Origin of the sequence: Pseudocitrobacter sp. RIT415, from assembly GCF_003057695.2 — a bacterium.
GTDB classification, from domain to species: domain Bacteria; phylum Pseudomonadota; class Gammaproteobacteria; order Enterobacterales; family Enterobacteriaceae; genus Pseudocitrobacter; species Pseudocitrobacter faecalis.
The window spans coordinates 183,388-203,777 of sequence record NZ_QBJC02000007.1 but is presented as its reverse complement, the minus strand read 5'-3'; the positions used below and the strand labels follow the sequence as shown (position 1 = coordinate 203,777).

Annotated in this window: 17 protein-coding genes and 1 pseudogene; 11 read left to right on the top strand and 7 right to left on the bottom strand. The window is 53.3% G+C overall.

Translation table 11 applies throughout. The features are described from left to right. Nucleotides 1–34: 34 nt before the first annotated feature. Nucleotides 35–1,228 carry a lysophospholipid transporter LplT gene (lplT, locus tag DBY68_RS10060; RefSeq protein WP_108475949.1) on the bottom strand — a complete coding sequence of 398 codons (1,194 nt, stop codon included), beginning with the start codon at nt 1,226–1,228 and terminating at the stop codon, nt 35–37. Next, nucleotides 1,221–3,380, bottom strand: a complete 2,160-nt coding sequence (gene aas / locus DBY68_RS10055; RefSeq protein WP_108475948.1) for a bifunctional acyl-ACP--phospholipid O-acyltransferase/long-chain-fatty-acid--ACP ligase — start codon at nt 3,378–3,380, stop codon at nt 1,221–1,223. Before aas ends, lplT begins: the two co-directional genes overlap by 8 nt. A gap of 399 nt (nt 3,381–3,779) precedes the next feature. Between aas and galR the strand changes: the two genes are divergently transcribed. The 4 genes and pseudogenes from galR to DBY68_RS10035 all read left to right on the top strand — a co-directional run bounded on the left by galR (nt 3,780) and on the right by DBY68_RS10035 (nt 6,991). Continuing rightward, complete coding sequence (gene galR / locus DBY68_RS10050) at nt 3,780–4,796, top strand: HTH-type transcriptional regulator GalR (RefSeq protein WP_108475947.1); 1,017 nt, start codon at nt 3,780–3,782, stop codon at nt 4,794–4,796. A 165-nt stretch (nt 4,797–4,961) separates the two neighbouring features. Next, nucleotides 4,962–5,119: pseudogene (gene tssD, locus DBY68_RS23075) on the top strand (type VI secretion system tube protein TssD); the annotation flags it as partial. Nucleotides 5,120–5,325: 206 nt separating this feature from the next. Continuing rightward, nucleotides 5,326–5,811, top strand: coding sequence for a hypothetical protein (locus tag DBY68_RS10040; protein WP_158529113.1), 486 nt, complete (start codon nt 5,326–5,328; stop codon nt 5,809–5,811). Nucleotides 5,812–5,959: 148 nt separating this feature from the next. Next, nucleotides 5,960–6,991 carry a LacI family DNA-binding transcriptional regulator gene (locus DBY68_RS10035; protein ID WP_108475946.1) on the top strand — a complete coding sequence of 344 codons (1,032 nt, stop codon included), beginning with the start codon at nt 5,960–5,962 and terminating at the stop codon, nt 6,989–6,991. Here DBY68_RS10035 and lysA read toward each other — a convergent pair. Next, entirely contained in the window at nt 6,961–8,223 is a 1,263-nt protein-coding gene (lysA, locus tag DBY68_RS10030) for a diaminopimelate decarboxylase (RefSeq protein ID WP_108475945.1), read from the bottom strand. The two genes, DBY68_RS10035 and lysA, sit on opposite strands and share 31 nt — an antisense overlap. 305 nt (nt 8,224–8,528) lie before the next feature. Between lysA and DBY68_RS10025 the strand changes: the two genes are divergently transcribed. Continuing rightward, the gene (locus DBY68_RS10025) at nt 8,529–9,452 is read left to right on the top strand and encodes a LysR family transcriptional regulator (protein WP_108475944.1); all 924 of its coding nucleotides are present in this window, start codon (nt 8,529–8,531) and stop codon (nt 9,450–9,452) included. 62 nt (nt 9,453–9,514) lie between these two features. Here DBY68_RS10025 and DBY68_RS10020 read toward each other — a convergent pair whose 3' ends face one another. Then, nucleotides 9,515–10,207: an aspartate/glutamate racemase gene (locus tag DBY68_RS10020; RefSeq protein ID WP_108475943.1), complete on the bottom strand. Its 693-nt coding sequence runs from the start codon at nt 10,205–10,207 to the stop codon at nt 9,515–9,517. 142 nt (nt 10,208–10,349) lie between these two features. On the opposite strand from DBY68_RS10020, the gene DBY68_RS10015 reads away from it, so the two are divergent. From DBY68_RS10015 to DBY68_RS09990, 6 genes are all read left to right on the top strand, one after another. After that, nucleotides 10,350–10,676, top strand: a complete 327-nt coding sequence (locus DBY68_RS10015) for a cupin domain-containing protein (protein ID WP_108475942.1) — start codon at nt 10,350–10,352, stop codon at nt 10,674–10,676. A 478-nt stretch (nt 10,677–11,154) separates the two neighbouring features. Next, entirely contained in the window at nt 11,155–12,045 is an 891-nt protein-coding gene (locus DBY68_RS10010) for a sugar ABC transporter permease (RefSeq protein WP_108475941.1), read from the top strand. Beyond that, nucleotides 12,038–12,940 carry a carbohydrate ABC transporter permease gene (locus tag DBY68_RS10005; protein ID WP_108475940.1) on the top strand — a complete coding sequence of 301 codons (903 nt, stop codon included), beginning with the start codon at nt 12,038–12,040 and terminating at the stop codon, nt 12,938–12,940. The genes DBY68_RS10010 and DBY68_RS10005 overlap by 8 nt, the downstream gene beginning before the upstream one ends. Before the next feature lie 12 nt (nt 12,941–12,952). Next, nucleotides 12,953–14,080 carry an ABC transporter ATP-binding protein gene (locus tag DBY68_RS10000; protein ID WP_108475939.1) on the top strand — a complete coding sequence of 376 codons (1,128 nt, stop codon included), beginning with the start codon at nt 12,953–12,955 and terminating at the stop codon, nt 14,078–14,080. A gap of 12 nt (nt 14,081–14,092) precedes the next feature. Continuing rightward, nucleotides 14,093–15,379 carry an ABC transporter substrate-binding protein gene (locus tag DBY68_RS09995; protein WP_108475938.1) on the top strand — a complete coding sequence of 429 codons (1,287 nt, stop codon included), beginning with the start codon at nt 14,093–14,095 and terminating at the stop codon, nt 15,377–15,379. 67 nt (nt 15,380–15,446) lie between these two features. Next, nucleotides 15,447–16,562, top strand: coding sequence for an oligogalacturonate lyase family protein (locus tag DBY68_RS09990; protein ID WP_108475937.1), 1,116 nt, complete (start codon nt 15,447–15,449; stop codon nt 16,560–16,562). Nucleotides 16,563–16,838: 276 nt separating this feature from the next. Here the strand turns inward: DBY68_RS09990 and DBY68_RS09985 are convergent, their stop codons facing one another. From DBY68_RS09985 to kduI, 3 genes are all read right to left on the bottom strand, one after another. Next, on the bottom strand, nt 16,839–18,257 hold the full coding sequence (locus tag DBY68_RS09985; RefSeq protein ID WP_108475936.1) for a sugar porter family MFS transporter: 1,419 nt from the start codon (nt 18,255–18,257) through the stop codon (nt 16,839–16,841). Between the two features lie 312 nt (nt 18,258–18,569). Continuing rightward, nucleotides 18,570–19,331, bottom strand: a complete 762-nt coding sequence (gene kduD / locus DBY68_RS09980) for a 2-dehydro-3-deoxy-D-gluconate 5-dehydrogenase KduD (protein ID WP_108475935.1) — start codon at nt 19,329–19,331, stop codon at nt 18,570–18,572. Between the two features lie 62 nt (nt 19,332–19,393). Further along, complete coding sequence (gene kduI, locus DBY68_RS09975; RefSeq protein ID WP_108475934.1) at nt 19,394–20,230, bottom strand: 5-dehydro-4-deoxy-D-glucuronate isomerase; 837 nt, start codon at nt 20,228–20,230, stop codon at nt 19,394–19,396. Nucleotides 20,231–20,390: the final 160 nt, after the last annotated feature.

Genomic DNA, 20,390 nt, shown 5'->3' with positions numbered 1-20,390 from the left:
GAGAGGAGGAAATCCTCTCGCTTATAACGCACGCTTAACGCCGATGCCCCCACAGCCACAGGCCGATAATCGCCAGCGCAAACAGCACGCCAAAGCCGATACCTACGCCAATAACCGGGATCCCCACCATTACCGCCAGCGAGTAAATCCCCAGCATTATCAACATGGCGCTGTTTTCGCCAAGGTTCTGCACGGCGATAGCGTTGCCTGCACCCACCGAGTGTTTACCAATATCCTGGAGCAGTGCGTTAAGCGGCACGACAAAGAAACCGCCACAAATCCCGATAACAAACAACAGCGCATAGGCTGGCAGAATCGCATGTTGTAGCGCGAAAATCGCCACGACCACACCAATCAACACCCCTGCGGGCATGCAACGGGCGACCGTTTTCAACGTTACCAGTTTGGCCGCCGCGCCTGCGCCAACCACAATGCCCACCGCAACCATCGCATTGAGATAGGTTGGCGTAGCGTTATCGGCAATGCCAAGCGCCACCGGCACCCACAGCACCAGCAGGAAACGCAGCGTTACGCCTGCGCCCCAGAACAGACTGGTACCCAACAGCGAGAAACGCGCTTCGCCGTTGTGCCACAGGGTTTTGCAGGCGCTGAAGAAACTGTTGGTCATCGGGCGAAAACGCCAGGACTGCCCCGGGCGCGCCGCCGCCAGCTTCGGAATAAACAGGTTCGCCACCACCGCGCCGCCGTAAGCGATAGCACAGGCCACCAGCGCCGCAATCACGTGCCAGTCGGCGAGTACGCCACCCGCCACCGAGCCCAGCAGTATGGCGGCAATGGTCGATGCTTCCATCAACCCGTTGGCTTTCACCAGCTTATCGCCGGTTGTCAGCTCGCCCAGAATGCCATACTTGGCCGGTGAGTAACCCGCCGCCCCAATGCCCACCAGCAGATAGCCAATGAACGGGTTTACACCGACGCAAATGCTCGCCGCACCAATCAGCTTCAGGCCGTTAGTCATCATCATGACGCGCCCTTTGGCAAAGCTGTCTGCTATCTGTCCAACGAACGGCGCAAAAAGGATGTAAGCACCCACAAACACCATCTGTAAAACGGGTTGACTCCAGTCGGGGTAAAACTGCTGTTTCATCAACGCCAGCGTGGCAAACAGCAGCGCGTTATCACCGAATGCGGAGAGAAACTGGGCGGCAATGACCGCCATCATGCCCTTCGACCAGATAGAGGTGTTAGTGTGTACTGACTCACTCATTGTGCTGTTCTGCCTCTTCAACCATGCCTTTGAGCGTCACGAAGTCCGGCTTGCCGCTGCCCAGAAGCGGCAGTTGTTTTAGCCAGCGAATATCACGCGGCACTGCCAGCTCCGGTACGCCATGTCCCCGCGCATACTGCAACAGTTTGTCACGGGTCAGCTCATTATCGGTGGTAAACAGCACCAGCGCCTCCCCTTTGCTGGCATCCGTTTTCACGGCGGTCGCGTGCATTTTCTCAGGCGATACCGCCAGCGCCACCTGCTCAACCATTTCCAGCGACACCATTTCCCCGGCAATTTTTGCGAAGCGCTTGGCGCGGCCCTGAATTTGTACAAAACCCTGTTCGTCAAAAGTGACGATATCGCCCGTGTCGTACCAGCCCTCTTCCCGCTCGCCGTGTTGGTTCTCGGCGCTCGGTTTTTCCAGCACGCCAGGATTCTCAACGCGCAGGTAGCCAGTCATGATATTCGGGCCTTTTAACTGCAAACGTCCGCCTTTCTCAATGCCAGGGATTGCCAGCAAACGCGCGTCCATACCCGGAAGAATTCGCCCAACAGTCCCTGGCTTCGCCGCCATCGGTACGTTGATAGACACCACTGGCGCACACTCCGTCACGCCATAGCCTTCCAGAATGCGCAGGCCAAATTTGTCCTGCCACAGTTCTTTGGTGCTTTGCTGGAGTTTTTCCGCCCCCGCCACCACGTAGCGCAGACGATAAAAATCATACGGATTCGCGAATCGCGCATAGTGACCAAGGAAGGTGGAGGTGCCAAACAGTACGGTACAGTTACGGTCATAAACCAGCTCCGGCACGATGCGATAATGCAGCGGGCTCGGATAGAGGAACACCTGCGCGCCGGTCAGCAACGGCGTAAACAGCCCTACCGTCAGACCGAAGGAGTGGAACAGCGGTAGCGCGGACATAAAGCGATCGTTCGCGGTAAAGTCGGCGATGGTTTTAATCTGCTCGACGTTCGCCAGAATGCTTTTATGGCTGTGTACCACCCCTTTGGGGTTGCCTTCAGAACCGGAGGTAAAGAGGATAATCGCCGGATCTTCCGGTTTTTGTTCAACCTGCGCCAGACGTGGCATCAGCAGGCGCGAGAAAATCCACAGTTTGTCCTGGGTCGTGACATCGCCTTTTAAATCTTCAAGGAATACCCAACGAACCTGAGTCAGTTGTTCCGTCAGGTGCCAAAGCTTGCCTTTATCAAGGAAGGTGCGCGAGGTAAAAATCGTCTTCAGTTCCGCCGCGGTAATGGCGCTGGAAAGCCCCTTCACGCCGGCTGTGTAGTTCATCATCGCCGGAATACGTCCGCGCGCAATCGCTCCAAAAATGACCGCCGCGCTGATCCCCGCGTTCGGCAGCATCAGGCCGATGCGTTCACCTTTCTGAGTATATTTGTCGAGGATACGCGCCACAAACAGCGTTTTGGTCATCAGTTTGTGGTAGCTGTCTGGCTGGAAGTTAATGTCTTCCACGCACGGCTTTTTCGCGCCGTAACGATACTGGGCGCTAATCAACGATTCAAAGAGGGTTTCACGCGGGCGCACCGCCATTCGCGCTTCCATCATAATTTGATGCAGCATTTCGCCCGCCATTTTACGGCGATCGCGCGCGCGCGGCGCATCCGGCATATCGATACGGGTCGGCGGCAACAGATGCAGCCGAATTTGCGGGAAGAGGCGCTGTTTCACCAGCCCTTTCAGACGGCTGAAGTAGGTCAGCTCGGCCCCTTCAATTCGTACCGGGATAATCGTCGCGCCTGACTTCGCCGCCACAAAGGCCGCACCGTCATAGATTTTCATCAGCGAACCAGAAACCGAAATACGCCCTTCAGGAAAAATCACCACCGGACGGCCCTGTTCAATCAGGCGCACCAGGTGTTTGATGGACATGGGTTTAGTCGGGTCTAGCGGCACAAAATCGATTAGCGGCGCAAGCCAGCGCATAAACCATTTTTGCGAAATAGAAGAGTAAACAGCAAAAACCGGGCGCACTGGCAGGAACAGCGCCAACAGGATGCCGTCAATGAATGAGACATGGTTCGGGGTAATCAGCACCTTAGATTGCGATAAAGCCGCTGTGTCGCCGGTCACCCTGACCCGAAACAGAACTTTAAAAAGCTGCCGAAAAAAACCAATAACCATACCAACTCCTTTTGCCAAAGTTTTCTCTGTAAGCAGGGTACATGAGAAAACAGCGGAAAAGCAGCAAACCCCAGTTTCTTGACAAAAAAAAACCTGCGCATCTGCGCAGGTTGGTGTAATTCAAGTCAGTCAACCTTATGGATGACTTCACCTATCAATACCTCTGGGATAATCAGAGTAGCAATCCCGTTGCTGCTTTCTCCAGCACAGAACCGCAACAGCCCTTCGCAAAGTGTAAGCAAAAGTTTGGATTCGTTTTTTTAGAATCACTTACCGCCTTTTTGTGCCATTGGGTCAATATCAAAGATATTTCTATCAACCCTCTCCCGGCCTTGAACCTGTGATAAATTTCCGTAACACTACAGTGGTGTAACCGTTTACCCATCAAAAAGGCAGTGTATGGCGACTATCAAAGATGTGGCTCGACTGGCTGGCGTCTCTGTCGCCACCGTCTCCCGCGTAATCAACAATTCCCCGAAAGCCAGCGATGCTTCTCGTCAGTCGGTATCGTCGGCTATGGAAACGCTCAATTACCACCCGAACGCCAACGCCCGTGCGCTGGCGCAGCAGTCAACGGAAACCGTGGGGCTGGTGGTAGGCGATGTGTCCGACCCCTTCTTTGGTGCCATGGTCAAAGCCGTTGAGCAGGTGGCATACCACACCGGTAACTTTTTGCTGATCGGCAACGGCTATCACAACGAATTAAAAGAACGCCAGGCCATTGAGCAATTGATTCGTCACCGCTGTGCGGCGCTGGTGGTGCACGCCAAGATGATCCCCGATGCGGAACTGACCGGGTTGATGAAGCAGATGCCCGGCATGGTGCTGATTAACCGCATTTTGCCCGGTTTTGAAAAACGCTGCGTGGCGCTGGATGACCGCTATGGCGCGTGGCTCGCAACACGTCATTTGATTCAACAGGGACATACAAAGATTGGCTACATCTGCTCGAACCACGCGATTTCCGATGCGGAAGACCGCTTGCAGGGCTATTACGACGCGCTAAAAGAGAACGGGCTGCCGTGTAATGATCGGCTGGTGACCTTCGCTGAACCCGATGAAAGCGGTGGCGAACAGGCAATGACTGAGTTGCTGGGGCGCGGAAAACAGTTCACCGCCGTGGCCTGCTATAACGATTCGATGGCCGCAGGGGCAATGGGCGTGCTCAATGATAACGGCATCGATGTACCGCAGGAGATCTCTCTGATTGGCTTCGATGATGTTCTGGTCTCACGCTACGTGCGCCCTCGCCTGACCACCATTCGTTACCCTATTGTCACCATGGCGACGCAGGCGGCAGAACTGGCGCTGGCGCTGGCGGAAAAACGTCCGGTTCCTGAGGTAACGCACCTCTTTAGCCCAACGCTTGTGCGCCGTCATTCGGTATCGGTGCCTGCGGAAAGTGATAAAGCATAGTGTTTCAGACGGGGAGCGCCGCACGCCCCCGTCTTATTTTATTGTTATTTCCCCACCATCCCGAGCACTTTTCCTAAAATCCCCTGTTTATGTATCGCCTCTCATTTCGCTTAACGCTTTCTGGAAATAATAAATAGATTATTTCGTGAAGGAGGCTTCAGCGTCATGGCTAACATTGTTTATCTCACCCTCAAGGGGGAAACCCAGGGGCTTATTTCAGCAGATGTTCTTCATTACAATCAGTAGGTAATAAAGCGCAAGTTAGCCATAGAGATCAGATATTGGTTTACGCGCTCTCCCATTCAATAAGCAGAGTGCAAAACTTTCCTGACAAGATTCTTGAACCAGGGAATGTAGGAAAATTGCTTCCCCTACAAGTCCATCATCTGGGGCCAATATATCTCAAACACCTGTTCCTTCAGCTTCTGACAAGCTCAGATTCTGTAATATATGGGTTTTCAAGAAACATAACTACAGATGTTTCAACATAATAACTCAACATACTCAATTGCAAATCAGGAACTGAAGAGTGCCACAAGAAATAAATAATAAAATAAAAAATATCATTTTAATATTCTGGGATAAAATAAAAACCCCATTTTCTGGAGTTTTTGTAATTGTATTTGCGATATGGTTCATAAAATCGACAACAGAAGATATGGCCATGTATCAGTTTACCTCTCTCTTTCACTATGGAGAAGTTATTTACTTCAACAGCTATGAGATAGTTCTTCCTCTAGGCATTCCAATTTTTTTCTTTGCCATGGTAACTGTAGTATTTGCTTTCTTCAACAAAGGAAAGATCCCAAAAAAAATAGACTTCACCATGAACTTCATTACGTTAATCTTAATCATGCTAATCATTCTTACTCAATTCCTTTGTCTGCTCGTCACCATCTGGCTGGGAGTATTTTCCCCCTACAAAACATGCGAACCAGAAGGCTTCAGGTATTACTACGTTCGGGATGTTGGAGACTGCCAACGCCTGATGAGGGAAGAGGCGCGCAAAGAGTAAGAAGGCTCTACCTGTGATCCCAGATGCCGCGGTTCCAGCACTTCCCTTCAAAACCGTGATCCCGATAGTTATTTGCCGCGTTCTCAACGCATATCCCCCTGAATGTCTGTGATAAACTGCGGAAATCACGTGGCATCAGGAACAGACAATGACAACAATGCTGGATGTCTCAATTCGCGCAGGCGTTTCGAAAGCAACGGTTTCCCGCGTTTTGAACGGCACAGGTCAGGTAAAAGAGAGCACCCGTCAGCAGGTGTTCAAAGCAATGGAAGAGTTGGGCTACCGGCCAAATTTTCTGGCGCGCTCACTGGCAAACCGCACCAGCAATAGCATTGGGCTGATTGTCTCAACCTTTGACGGTTTCTATTTTGGCCGCTTGCTACAGCAGGCGTCGCGCCAGACGGAAGTCTGGGGCAAGCAGTTGATTGTCGCCGATGGGCACGACGAGCCGGAGCGAGAGAAGCAGGCAGTACAGATGCTGGCCGATCGCCAGTGCGATGCGATTGTGCTCTATACCCGTTTTATGAGCGAAGAAACCATCATGTCGCTCATCGATTCCATCCCTATGCCGTTGGTGGTGATCAACCGCGACGTCAGCCAGGCGCGAGAGCGCTGCGTCTTCTTCGAACAGCAGGATGCTGCGTTTCAGGCGGTAGAATATCTGATTTCCCAGGGCCATCGCGATATCGCCTGCCTCACGGTTCCTATTCACACGCCAACGGGGAAAGCGCGTTTGGAAGGGTATAAAAATGCGCTCGAAAAACATGGCATTGCGTGGGATCCGGCGAAGATCAAATATGGCGATGCAGGCATGACCTGCGGATTTGAGAAGTGCAATGAACTGATTAGCGAAAAAGTGCCGTTCAGCGCGCTATTCGCCTGTAACGATGATATGGCGCTGGGCGCGTCAAAAGCGCTGCATCAGGCGGGGCTGCGTATTCCGCAGGATATTTCGCTGTTTGGCTTCGATGACGCACCAAGCGCGAAATGGCTGGAGCCTGGCCTGTCGACGGTGTATCTGCCGATCGATAACATGATTGTGACCGCTATCGATCAGGCCATTAAGCTCGCCAACGGCGAGCCGATTGAAACGATCCCCCCGTTTACCGGCACGCTGGTGCTGCGTGATACGGTGACGACGGGGCCCTATTACGCCAGTTCCAGCGACAGCAGTTCCTGAATCGTCTGGCGGCGGCGAATCAAACGCGCTGCACCATGATCAAACAGCACTTCCGGCAGCAGCGGGCGGCTGTTGTAGTTCGATGACATCGACGCGCCATACGCGCCAGTATCGTGCAGCACCAGATAATCGCCCGGCTTCACCGCAGGCAGGGCACGCGTTTCCACTTTTCCGCCTTCCTGCTGCGTAAAGACATCGCCTGATTCACACAGCGGGCCGGCAACCACCGTTTCAACCAGTGGCGCCTGCGACAGGTCGCGCCCGTCGGCGGCGAGCGCGGAAATATGGTGATAGCTCCCATACATTGCCGGACGCATCAGGTCATTAAACCCGGCGTCGATCAGCACAAAGTGGCGGCTTCCCATTTCTTTCACGCTCCGCACCTGTGCCACCAGCACGCCAGACTCCGCCACCAGGAAGCGCCCCGGTTCGAGTTCCAGTTTTACCGGGTGACCCAGATGTTTAGCAATCTGCTCACGCGCACCGTTCCACAGACCATAGTAGTGATCGGTGTTGATCGCTTCTTCACCTTCACGATACGGAATCGATAATCCGCCACCGGCAGAGATCGCTTCCAGATCCTGGCCAAATTCAACGACCTGACGTACCATTGCGCCGCAAACCTGCTCCAGATGCGCATAATCTACGCCGGAACCGATGTGCATGTGAATCCCAACCAGCTTCAGTTGATAACGCTGAATCACGTCCAGCGCAGCCGGAAGATCGCTGTACCAGATACCGTGTTTGCTGTTTTCGCCGCCAGTGTTGGTTTTCTGGCTGTGACCGTGACCAAAGCCGGGATTCACGCGCAGCCACACGCGATGGCCTGGGGACACCTCACCCAGCTGCGCCAGCATATCGACAGATCCGGCGTTAACCGGGATTTGCAATTCCTGAACGCGCGAAAGCGTCGCGTCGTCGATAGTGTCGGCGGTAAAAACGATATCATCAGAATCCGCGCCCGGCTGATAGCCCGCCACCAGCGCGCGCTCAATCTCACCCAATGACACCGAATCCACCTTGACGCCCTGCTCGCGCATCAGACGCAGAATATGGATGTTCGAACATGCTTTCTGGGCAAAACGCACGACGTCAAACTGGCTCAGTTTGGCAATCTGCTGGCGAATAATTTGCGCGTCATACACCCAGACCGGGCAGCCAAATTCAGCGGGCAGGCGCAGCAGGTTTTCTGCAGTCAGATCGGTGTCGGTACTGTTAAGGGGGCGTGGCATAGATGGCTCCGGTGTCAAATATTGCTTTTTACCGATTACGCCACAGGCTGAAGGGAATAAAAAATATCGTTTTATGGTGAGTCTATGCAAAAATGATATACAACCCTCACCCTAACCCTCTCCCTGAGGGAGAGGGAACAGACCGACACGGGTTTCCTCCCTCTCCCTCAGGGAGAGGGGACAGACCGACACGGGTTTCCCCCCTCTCCTTCAGGGAGAGGGAACAGACCGATACGGTTTTCCTCCTTCTCCCTCAGGGAGAGGGTCGGGGTGAGGGGAAAAAACGCACAAACCAGGAGTCTCTCATGCCCGCCGTCAACCTGCGTCATATTGAAATCTTCCATGCGGTAATGACCGCCGGTAACCTGACGGAAGCCGCGCACCTGCTGCACACATCGCAGCCCACGGTCAGCCGCGAACTGGCGCGCTTTGAAAAAGTGCTCGGTTTGAAGCTGTTTGAACGCAGCCGTGGCCGCCTACATCCTACCGTGCAGGGGCTAAGACTGTTTGAAGAGGTGCAACGCTCCTGGTATGGGCTCGATCGCATCGTCAGCGCGGCGGAAAGCCTGCGCGAGTTTCGTCAGGGCGAACTGTCGATTGTATGCTTACCCGTCTTTTCACAATCCTTTTTACCGTTGCTGATTCAACCTTTTCTGGCGCGCTACCCGGATGTCAGCCTGCAAATCGTGCCGCAGGAGTCGCCGCTTCTTGAAGAGTGGCTCTCTGCCCAGCGCCACGATTTGGGGCTAACGGAAACACTGCACACGCCCGCAGGGACTGAGCGCACGCCGCTGCTTACGCTCAACGAAGTCTGTGTTCTGCCGCAGGATCACCCACTGACCGCAAAAAGCGTACTGACGCCGGAAGATTTTCAGGGCGAGAACTATATCAGCCTGTCGCGCACCGACAGCTATCGCCAACTGCTGGATACGTTATTCAACGAGCATCAGGTGAAACGGAGAATGGTGGTAGAAACCCATAGCGCGGCGTCGATTTGCGCGCTGGTGCGGGCAGGCGCGGGAATTTCAGTGGTTAACCCGTTCACCGCCCTGGATTACGTTAACAGCGGTGTAGTGATCCGCCGTTTCAGTAAAGATGTGCCTTTTACCGTGAGCCTGATTCGCCCGCTCCACCGGCCCGGTTCGGCGCTGGTTGAGGCATTTACGCAACACATACAGGCAAACCTGGGCACGATTACCGATACGTTGAATAACGTTCTCGCGCCGTGAGAGCTTCAAGATGGCGGCAATATTGTAGGCCCGGTAAGCGAAGCGCCACCGGGCATTAAGGCTCAGGAGAGCATAAAATCCACCGCGTCCGCTGCGTGGATCGCCGCTGTGTCGAATACCGGCAGCGGGCTGAGCTCCGCAGGCACCAGTAGGCCAATTTCGGTACAACCGAAAATCACGCCCTGCGCACCCTGCGCTTTCAGTGCGGAAATCACCTCGAGGTAATAGTCACGTGACGCCTCGCTGAAGGTGCCAAGGCACAACTCATCAAAGATTATCTGGTTGATACGCGCGCGGTCGTCGCTGTCCGGGATCGGCGTACTGATGGCAAATTCCTGTTGCAGACGGCCGCGATAGAAATCCTGTTCCATTGTGTAGCGCGTACCGAGCAGCGCAACGTTGTTCAGCCCCGCTTTTTGAATCGCACGTCCGGTCGCATCGGCAATGTGCAGGAATGGCACAGTAACGGTGTTCTCAATTTGTTCTGCGACTTTGTGCATGGTATTGGTACACAGCACGATACCTTCCGCGCCAGCCTGCTCCAGCCCTTTCGCCGCCTGCGCCAGAATCTCACCCGCACGCGGCCAGTCACCATTCGACTGACAGGCTTCTATCTCGTGAAAATCAACGCTATGCAGCAGAATTTGTGCCGAATGTAGCCCGCCCAGACGCTGCTTCACACCTTCATTAATGAGTCGATAGTAGGGAATGGTTGATTCCCAGCTCATGCCACCTAACAGCCCAATCGTTTTCATTTTCATCCCTCGGTTTTTCACGTACCGTCCAGTGAACCAAACTTGTGATCAACTTTCCACTTCTCCAGCAGCCGATTTCTTTTTCACGCATTCTGCGATAAGTTAAATGAAACATTGTTTCAACTTACTACAGGACGGCCTGATGTTTATTTTTCATAAAGAGACCACCCTTGAAGATCTGGGTAACGGCGTCACCCGTCGTATCCTCGCCCATGATGGCAAAATGATGGCGGTAGAGGTGAACTTTGAGCAGGGAGCCATAGGCCCGCTGCATAACCATCCGCATGAGCAGTTGACCTACGTGCTTTCCGGGGAATTTGAATTCACCATCGGCGACGAAAAACACGTCGTGCGTGCGGGGGATACGCTCTATAAAAAACCGGAAATCATGCACGGATGTGTTTGTCTGCAGGCCGGTACGCTGCTCGATACCTTTACTCCGATGCGCCAGGATTTTCTCAAAGACTAATATCCTCACCCCGCCCAGGGCCCTCATTTCATGGGGGCCTTTTTTTTTACTTCATATAGTCAAGCATTAGCCTGATAACCATTAATGGAATCACTAATTTCAGGGGGTTAGGGGATAATTTCACTTATCTACTTCCATACCACCCACGCAGAAACACTACCCATCTCACTTAATTGAAACATCGTTTCGACTTCGATCACATTTCCATCATTAAACGCATGACGCGGAAACAAATAGCAATAAAATAAAATTAAAACGGTGTTTTACTAATCACGCATTACAAAACATCAGAGTTGAAACAGCAAAACACCACCAATGGAATGAAAAGTTAAAAAGCCTTATACAACATTTATTTACAGGGAAGGATCGTATGACCGACACCAAGCTAACACCGTGAATTCCGCGCCCCGTGCCCCTCGTGTGGAGCGATGACCGAACCTCAATCCGTTTTACAAACTTGTTTGCCAGGTAGGTATCTATGAATGAAAACAGAATGCTGGGTTTGGCCTGGATTTCGCCCTATATCATTGGGTTGATAATCTTTACGGCCTTCCCGTTTGTGTCATCTTTCTTTCTCAGTTTTACTGAGTACGACTTGATGAGTCCGCCGGTATTTAACGGCATTGAGAACTATCGCTATATGTTTACCGAAGATACGCTCTTCTGGAAATCAATGGGCGTAACGTTCGCGTATGTATTTTTAACCATTCCGCTGAAACTCGCATTTGCCCTGGGCATTGCGTTTGTTCTTAACTTTAAATTACGCGGGATTGGGTTCTTCCGTACCGCCTATTATATTCCGTCAATTCTCGGTAGCTCCGTGGCCATCGCCGTATTGTGGCGCGCACTGTTTGCCATCGACGGCCTGCTGAACAGCTTCCTCGGCGTGTTCGGTTTCGACGCCATTAACTGGCTGGGCGAGCCGTCTCTGGCGCTGATGTCTGTCACTCTGCTGCGCGTCTGGCAGTTCGGTTCCGCGATGGTTATCTTCCTGGCTGCACTGCAAAACGTTCCACAATCGCAGTACGAAGCCGCGATGATCGATGGCGCCTCCAAATGGCAGATGTTTATGAAAGTGACGGTGCCGCTGATTACGCCGGTTATCTTCTTCAACTTCATCATGCAAACCACTCAGGCGTTCCAGGAGTTTACCGGCCCGTACGTGATTACCGGCGGCGGCCCAACTTACTCCACTTATCTGTTCTCGCTCTATATCTACGACACGGCGTTTAAATACTTCGATATGGGGTATGGCGCAGCGCTGGCGTGGGTTCTGTTCCTGGTCGTCGCGGTCTTCGCCGCCATCGCCTTTAAGTCTTCAAAATACTGGGTGTTCTACTCCGCCGATAAGGGAGGCAAAAATGGCTGATATTCAACAAATCGACGAAGCAAGAAGCATTGCTGAACGTGAGGTTGCCCGCACCCTGAGACGCGAAAAAATCAACGCATGGGTTCGCTATACCATCCTGCTGTTCGTTGGCCTGCTGATGCTTTACCCGCTGGCGTGGATGTTCTCGGCGTCGTTCAAGCCGAACCACGAGATCTTCACCACGCTCGGCCTGTGGCCTGCTCATGCCACCTGGGAAGGGTTTATCAACGGCTGGAAAACCGGTACCGAATACAACTTCGGCCATTATATGCTGAATACCTTCAAGTATGTGATTCCGAAGGTGATTCTGACCATTATCTCTTCCACCATCGTCGCCTACGGCTTTGCCCGCTTCGACATTCCGTGGAAGAAATTCTGGTTCGCCACGCTCATCACCACCATGCTGCTGCCGAGCACCGTACTGCTGATTCCTCAGTACCTGATGTTCCGTGAAATGGGCATGCTGAACAGCTACATGCCGCTGTATCTGCCGCTGGCCTTCGCCACGCAGGGGTTCTTCGTCTTCATGCTGATTCAGTTCCTGCGCGGCGTGCCGCGTGACATGGAAGAAGCGGCGCAAATTGACGGCTGTAACTCGATTCAGGTGTTGTGGTACGTGGTGGTGCCGATTCTGAAACCGGCCATTATCTCTGTCGCACTGTTTCAGTTCATGTGGTCCATGAACGACTTTATCGGCCCGCTGATCTACGTCTACAGCGTCGATAAGTACCCGATTGCACTGGCACTGAAAATGTCCATTGACGTCACCGAAGGTGCGCCGTGGAACGAAATTCTGGCAATGGCGAGCATCTCCATTCTGCCGTCCATCATTGTGTTCTTCCTGGCTCAACGCTACTTCGTACAGGGCGTGACCAGCAGCGGAATTAAAGGTTAAGAGGGATATATCATGGCTGAAGTGATTTTCAACAAACTGGAAAAAGTGTACTCCAACGGCTTCAAAGCGGTACATGGTATCGACCTTAAAATTGCTGAAGGCGAATTTATGGTGATCGTTGGCCCATCGGGCTGTGCCAAATCCACCACCCTGCGCATGCTGGCCGGGCTGGAAACCATCAGCGGTGGCGAAGTGCGCATTGGTGAGAAAGTGGTGAACAACCTCGCGCCGAAAGAGCGCGGCATTGCGATGGTGTTCCAGAACTATGCGCTCTATCCGCACATGACCGTGCGCGAGAACCTGGCGTTCGGCCTGAAGCTGAGCAAAATGCCGAAAGATCAAATCGACAAGCAGGTTGACGAAGCAGCGAAAATTCTTGAGCTGGATGAACTGCTGGACAGGCTGCCGCGCCAGCTCTCCGGCGGCCAGGCGCAGCGTGTGGCCGTAGGCCGAGCGATTGTGAAAAAACCCGACGTATTCCTGTTCGATGAACCGCTCTCCAACCTTGACGCCAAACTGCGCGCGTCGATGCGCATCCGTATTTCTGACCTGCATAAGCAGTTGAAGAAATCGGGCAAACCGGCAACCACCGTGTATGTCACCCACGATCAGACCGAAGCGATGACCATGGGCGACCGTATCTGCGTCATGAAACTGGGCCACATCATGCAGGTCGACACGCCGGATAACCTCTACCACAAGCCGAAAAACATGTTCGTCGCGGGCTTCATCGGCGCGCCGGAAATGAACATTCGCGCCAGCAAACTGGTGGATAAAGAGGGGCATCTCTATCTGACCATCGGCGACGAATTCCTGCCGCTGAGCAACGTGTTAGAGCAGAAACTGGCAGGCCATAAAAATGAAGACGTGTTCTACGGTATTCGCCCGGAATTCGTTTCCGTATCAGATGAGCCTTTTGCCGAAGGCGGTTGCACCGGCGAGATGGTACGCGTTGAAAACATGGGCCATGAGTTCTTCGTCTACCTGAAAGTAGCCCACTACGAACTGACGGCGCGCATTCCTTCAGACGAAGCTAAACCCATGATTGATAAGGGTCTTAATCGCAAAGTGTACTTTACGTTTGACATGAATAAGTGTCATATCTTTGACGCAAAAACAGAACAGAACCTCTCTCTTTAATGGAGTATTAAAATGAAAAAAGTGCTTTTAAGCGCAGCAATCTCCACCATTTTGGGGCTGACTGCTTTACCCTCAATGGCAAAAGATGTGGATTTACGTATGTCCTGGTGGGGCGGCAATGGCCGTCACCAGGTTACTCTGAAGGCGCTGGAAGAGTTCCATAAACAGAACCCTGATATCAACGTTAAAGCGGAATACACCGGCTGGGATGGTCACCTCTCCCGCCTGACCACCCAGATTGCGGGCGGTACCGAGCCGGATGTGATGCAAACCAACTGGAACTGGTTGCCGATTTTCTCCAAAACAGGTGATGGCTTCTACGACCTGAATAAAATGAAAGATGTCATCGACCTGAGCCAGTTCGATGCCAAAGAGCTGCAAACCACCACGGTGAACGGCAAGCTGAACGGCATTCCGATTTCGGTAACTGCGCGTGTGTTCTATTTCAACGATGAAACCTGGAAAAAAGCCGGCGTGGAGTACCCGAAAACCTGGGACGCGCTGATGGAAGCGGGCAAAACCTTCGAGAGCAAACTGGGTAAGCAGTACTATCCGGTGGTGCTTGAGCATCAGGATACCCTGGCGCTGCTGAACTCGTATATGGTGCAGAAGTACAACACCGCCGCCATTGACGAGAAGACCAAAAAACTGGCCTGGAGCAAAGATCAGTGGAATGAGTTTTTCCAGATGTACAAAAAACTCATCGACAGCCACGTGATGCCGGATACCAAGTACTACGCCTCTTTCGGTAAGAGCAACATGTACGAAATGAAGCCGTGGATCCAGGGCGAATGGGCGGGAACCTACATGTGGAACTCCACCATTAATAAATATTCTGACAACCTGAAGCCGCCTGCAAAACTGGAGCTGGGTAACTATCCGATGCTGGAAGGCGCAACCGACGCGGGCCTGTTCTTCAAACCGGCGCAGATGCTCTCGATCGGTAAGTCGACGAAAAACCCCGAAGCGGCGGCGAAGTTAATCAACTTCCTGCTGAACAACAAAGAAGCGGTCGATACGCTCGGCCTGGAGCGCGGCGTGCCGCTGAGCAAGGCTGCGGTGAAATTCCTGACCGAAGACGGCATCATCAAAGAGGACGATCCGGCGGTATCCGGCCTGCGTCTGGCGCAGTCTCTGCCGACCAAACTGAGCGTGTCGCCGTACTTTGATGACCCGCAGATCGTCGCCCAGTTCGGCACCACCCTGCAATACATCGATTACGGTCAGAAATCCGTGGAAGAGGCTGCCGCAGACTTCCAGCGCCAGGCGGAACGTATTCTGCGTCGCGCCATGCGTTAATCCCCACCTTGTCACTCAATACCCTGGCGCTTCGGCGGCGGGGTATTTTTTTATCAGGAGTTGATTGATGAAAGGTAAAATCATCCCGCTAAATTTCCGTTCACAGCCGGACAGTGAAACAGGGCATGAGGTCATTCGCCTGACGCCGCCGCATATTATTTGTCACCGTAACTACTTCTATCAGAAGTGTTTTACCCGCGATGGCGACAAGCTCATTTTTGGCGGCGCGTTTGAAGGACACTGGAATTACTACCTGCTAAACCGCGAAGCGCAGCACGCTACGCAACTCACGGACGGCGAAGGCGATAACACCTTCGGCGGCTTCCTTTCCGCAGACGACCAGGCGCTGTGGTATGTGAAAAACAACCGCCAGTTAAGGCGCGTGGATCTCGATTCGCTGGAAGAGCAGGTGATTTATGACGTCGATGACGCGTGGGTGGCCTATGGTACGTGGGTCGCCAACAGCGACTGTACGCAGCTTGTCGGCATCGAAATCAAAAAAAGCGACTGGCAGCCGCTGACCGACTGGGGAAAATTCCGCGATTTCTACTTTACGCGGCCGGAATGCCGCCTGATTAACATCGACCTGAAAACGGGTGCGCAGCGCACCATTTTGCAGGAGAAGCGCTGGCTGGGGCATCCGATTTACCGCCCGTTTGATGATAATACCGTGGCGTTCTGTCACGAAGGCCCGCGCGATGCGATTGATGCGCGTATGTGGCTCATCAATGCCGACGGCACTTACCTGCGCAAGGTTCGCCAGCATCAGCCCGGCGAAAGCTTTACTCATGAGTTCTGGGTACCGGATGGCTCCGCGCTTTATTACGTGGCGCATCAGGATAATTCACCGCAACGCTATTTATATCGCGCCGATCCGGCAACGCTTGAGAATACGCTGCTGATGGCGATACCGCCCTGCTCTCACCTGATGAGTAATCATGACGGCTCGCTCGTCGTGGGTGACGGTGCGCCGCATAACGGTAGCAACGATCCGTTTATCTGGGTGTTTGATATTCACAGCGGGGAGCAGAAAGCGGTGTGTCAGCATAACAGTAGCTGGAAGGTGCTGGACGGTGACCGCCAGGTGACGCATCCGCATCCTTCGTTTTCACCGGATAATCAGTGGGTGCTGTATACGTCAGATGTCGAGGGGATGCCGGCGCTCTATTTGGCGAAGGTGTAAACCCTCACCCTCACCCTAACCCTCTCCCTCAGGGAGAGGGAACCGACTGTGCACAATTGTTACTTCTCGGCCTCCCAGTGGAACAGTGCGCCGTTGCTACTACTCCCTGTGGGAGAGTGTAGAGGGAATGCCGACGCTCTATTTGGCGAAGGTGTAAACCCTCATCCTAACCCTCCCCCTCAGGAAGAGGGAACCGACCGTGCGCGTGTTTTCTCCCTCTCCCCGTGGGAGAGGGCCGGGGTGAGGGCATCAGCGCGCACTCACCCCAACTATCCTTCACACCCCAATATTTCGCAGCTTCTCTCCTGCCATCAGTTTGCGTTCGATATGCTCCAGCGTGACATTTTTGGTTTCCGGAATCAGCCAGAACGTAATCCCGATAAAGGCAATATTCAGCCCGGTATAGAGCCAGAACGTCCCTGCCGCACCGATGCTGTCGAGCAGCGTCAGGAAGGTCGCGCCAATAATCATATTGGAGACCCAGTTGGTTGTGGTGGAACAGGTGATACCAAAGTCGCGGCATTTCAGCGGCTGAATTTCAGAACACAGGATCCACACCACCGGCGCGGCACTCATTGCATAACCGGCGATGCACATCATGGTCATGCCCACCGACAGCCAGGAAAGCCCGCTGCCTGCCGTGCCGTTATCAAACTGCATCAGGCAGTAGCCCAGCACCAGCGTACCCAGCGCCATCACGCTAAAACCAATCTTCAGCGCCGGTTTACGCCCGGCTTTATCCACCATAAAGATGGCGATAAAGGTGGCAAACATAAAGGTCAATCCGACGACAAGCGTCGCCAGCATCTGCTGTTCCGTGGTGGTGAAACCCGCCATTTTAAAGATGCGCGGCGCGTAATACATAATGATGTTCATCCCGGTAAACTGCTGCATCGCCTGCAATAGCATACCGAGGAACACCGCGCGGCGGACGTTGCGGTTAGCTTTAAACAACTTCCAGCCGCCCTGCTTCAGCTTCAGGCTTTCGCGAATTTCATTGAGCTCTTCACGCGCTTTTTCAGAGGTATCACGCAGCATACGCAACACTTCTTCCGCTTCGATATGCCGCCCTTTCTCCGCCAGCCAGCGCGGGCTGTTCGGCAGGAAGATCACCAGCACAATCAGGATCACCGCTGGCAGCGCCAGCACGCCAAGCATCGCGCGCCAGTTACCGGTGTAGCTGAATGCGGTATCAGAGAGAAACGCCAGCACAATGCCCAGGGTGACCATCAACTGATACATGCTGATCATCTTACCGCGCACGTGTTCGCTCGCCATTTCAGAGAGATAAAGCGGCGCGGTGTAAGAGGCAATCCCCACCGCGACACCCAACAACACGCGCGCCGCAATCAAGATTTCCACGCTACTGGCCAACGCAGAGCCCAGCGAGCCCAGCACGAACAACACCGCCGCCGCCATCAGGCTGTATTTGCGCCCCAGGCGGAAAGAGAGCCAGCCGTTGAACAGCGCCCCCAGCGCCGCACCGAGCATCATGCTGCTGACCACCCACTCCTGCAAACGGCTGCTCAGGGCAAAGTGATCGGTGATAAAGGGCAGCGCCCCGGCAATCACGCCGATATCTAAACCAAACAACAGACCGGCCACCGCCGCAGAAACGGAGACAAACAGATTCATTCGCCGCGTATCGCGCTGCGAGCGTGGAGACACAACTGAATCACTATTTAAGGTAACCATCATTTCCTGCCTGCACTGAATAGAACATTCCCTGAACATACGGGATTTCCAGAGAGATACGTCAGGCGGTTCATCGCGTAGATATGGATTAAATGGCTGCACATATCTGTTATGTGATGGACATTACAATTTTAAAATTGAAGAACATTTCATCAATTATTTTTAATTGGCTGTTTTTAAATGGATTTATATTTAATGATTTCACTAGAGAAATAATCACATGGATAAATCAATTTACACGATATGGATTGATGTGATTTACAGGCAAAAAAAACCCTGCCGCGAAGCAGGGTTCTTACCGCCAGGCCGGAATTAACGAGCCAGCCAGCCACCATCTACGGCAACGGTATAGCCGTTGATGTAATCAGATGCGCTGGAAGCCAGGAAGACAACCGGCCCCATCAGATCGCTCGGCAGACCCCAACGCCCCGCCGGGATACGATCGAGGATCGCCGCGCTACGTTCTTCATCCGCACGAAGTTGCTGGGTGTTGTTGGTCGCCATGTAGCCCGGTGCAATGGCGTTCACGTTAATACCGTGTTTCGCCCACTCGTTAGCCATCAGGCGAGTCACGCCCATCACGCCGCTTTTCGATGCGGTGTAAGACGGTACGCGGATGCCGCCCTGGAAGGAGAGCATGGAGGCGATATTGATAATTTTGCCGCCTTTACCCTGCGCGATGAAGTGTTTCGCCGCCGCCTGAGACATAAAGAACACGCTCTTAATGTTCAGGTTCATCACGTCGTCCCAGTCTTTTTCGCTGAAGTCGATCGCGTCTTCACGACGAATCAGACCGGCGTTGTTGACCAGAATATCGATATGACCGAATTCCGCTACCGCACGGTCAAGCAGCGCAGGGATACCGTCGATGGAACGCAGATCGGCAGTCAGGCTCAGGAAGCGACGCCCCAGCGCGGTGACGCGCTCGATGGTCTCAGCCGGCTCAACGATGTTGATACCCACGATGTCGCAGCCCGCTTCCGCCAGGCCAACCGCCATACCCTGGCCCAGACCGGTATCACAACCGGTGACAACGGCAACTTTACCCTGCAGAGAGAATGCATCTAAAATCATATTAAATTCCTTATTGATTGCGCCTGTTCGCGACAGGCATTATTTCTTTTGCTGCCCGCGACTTAGCGCAGATCCTTAACCGCCACGTGATCCATGTCATCGAAGACCTGGTTCTCACCAACCATTCCCCAGATGAAGGTATACGCTTTGGTACCCACACCGGAGTGAATAGACCAGCTCGGCGAAATCACTGCCTGTTCGTTATGCATCACGATGTGACGCGTTTCCTGCGGCTGCCCCATCATATGGAACACGCAGGCGTCCTCATCCATATTGAAGTAGAAGTACACTTCCATACGGCGCTCGTGGGTGTGGCATGGCATGGTGTTCCACAGGTTCCCCGGCGCGAGTTCAGTCAGCCCCATGCTGAGCTGGCAGGTTTCCAGCACATCAGGCACGAAGTATTTATTAATGGTGCGACGGTTGCTGGTGAGGTTATCGCCCAGCGTGACCGGAGAAACGTCATCCGGCGTGACTTTTTTGGTCGGATAAGTGGTGTGGGCCGGTGCGCAGTTATAGTAGAACTTCGCCGGTTTCGCCGTATCGACGCTGGCGAAGACCACTTCTTTTGCCCCTTTCCCAACATACAGCGCATCGCGATGGCCGATTTCATAACATTTACCGTCAACGGTAATGGTGCCTGCGCCGCCAATGTTAATCACGCCCAGTTCGCGACGTTCCAGGAAGTAGCTCACGCCCAATTGTTTGCCCACTTCACCGCCCACGGATACGGTTTTCGCCACCGGCATAATGCCGCCGACAATGATGCGGTCGATGTGGCTGTACACCATGGTGTACTCATCCGCGACAAACACTTGCTCAACGAGAAATTCGTTGCGCAGGCCCTGCGTGTCCAGCGTTTTTGCATGTTCACTATGAATGCTTTGTCTTACGTCCACCGAATGCCTCCAGAAAATCCGTTGCTCTTTATTAGCGACCTGAAACAGGGTTCCGCTTTGTCAATGAGGTCATCTTATCGCTGATGAAATGGGTTTTCAATTACAATTAAAACGTTGTTTCACTTTTTCTGTCTAATATTACTAAAAATGCAAAAGGGAT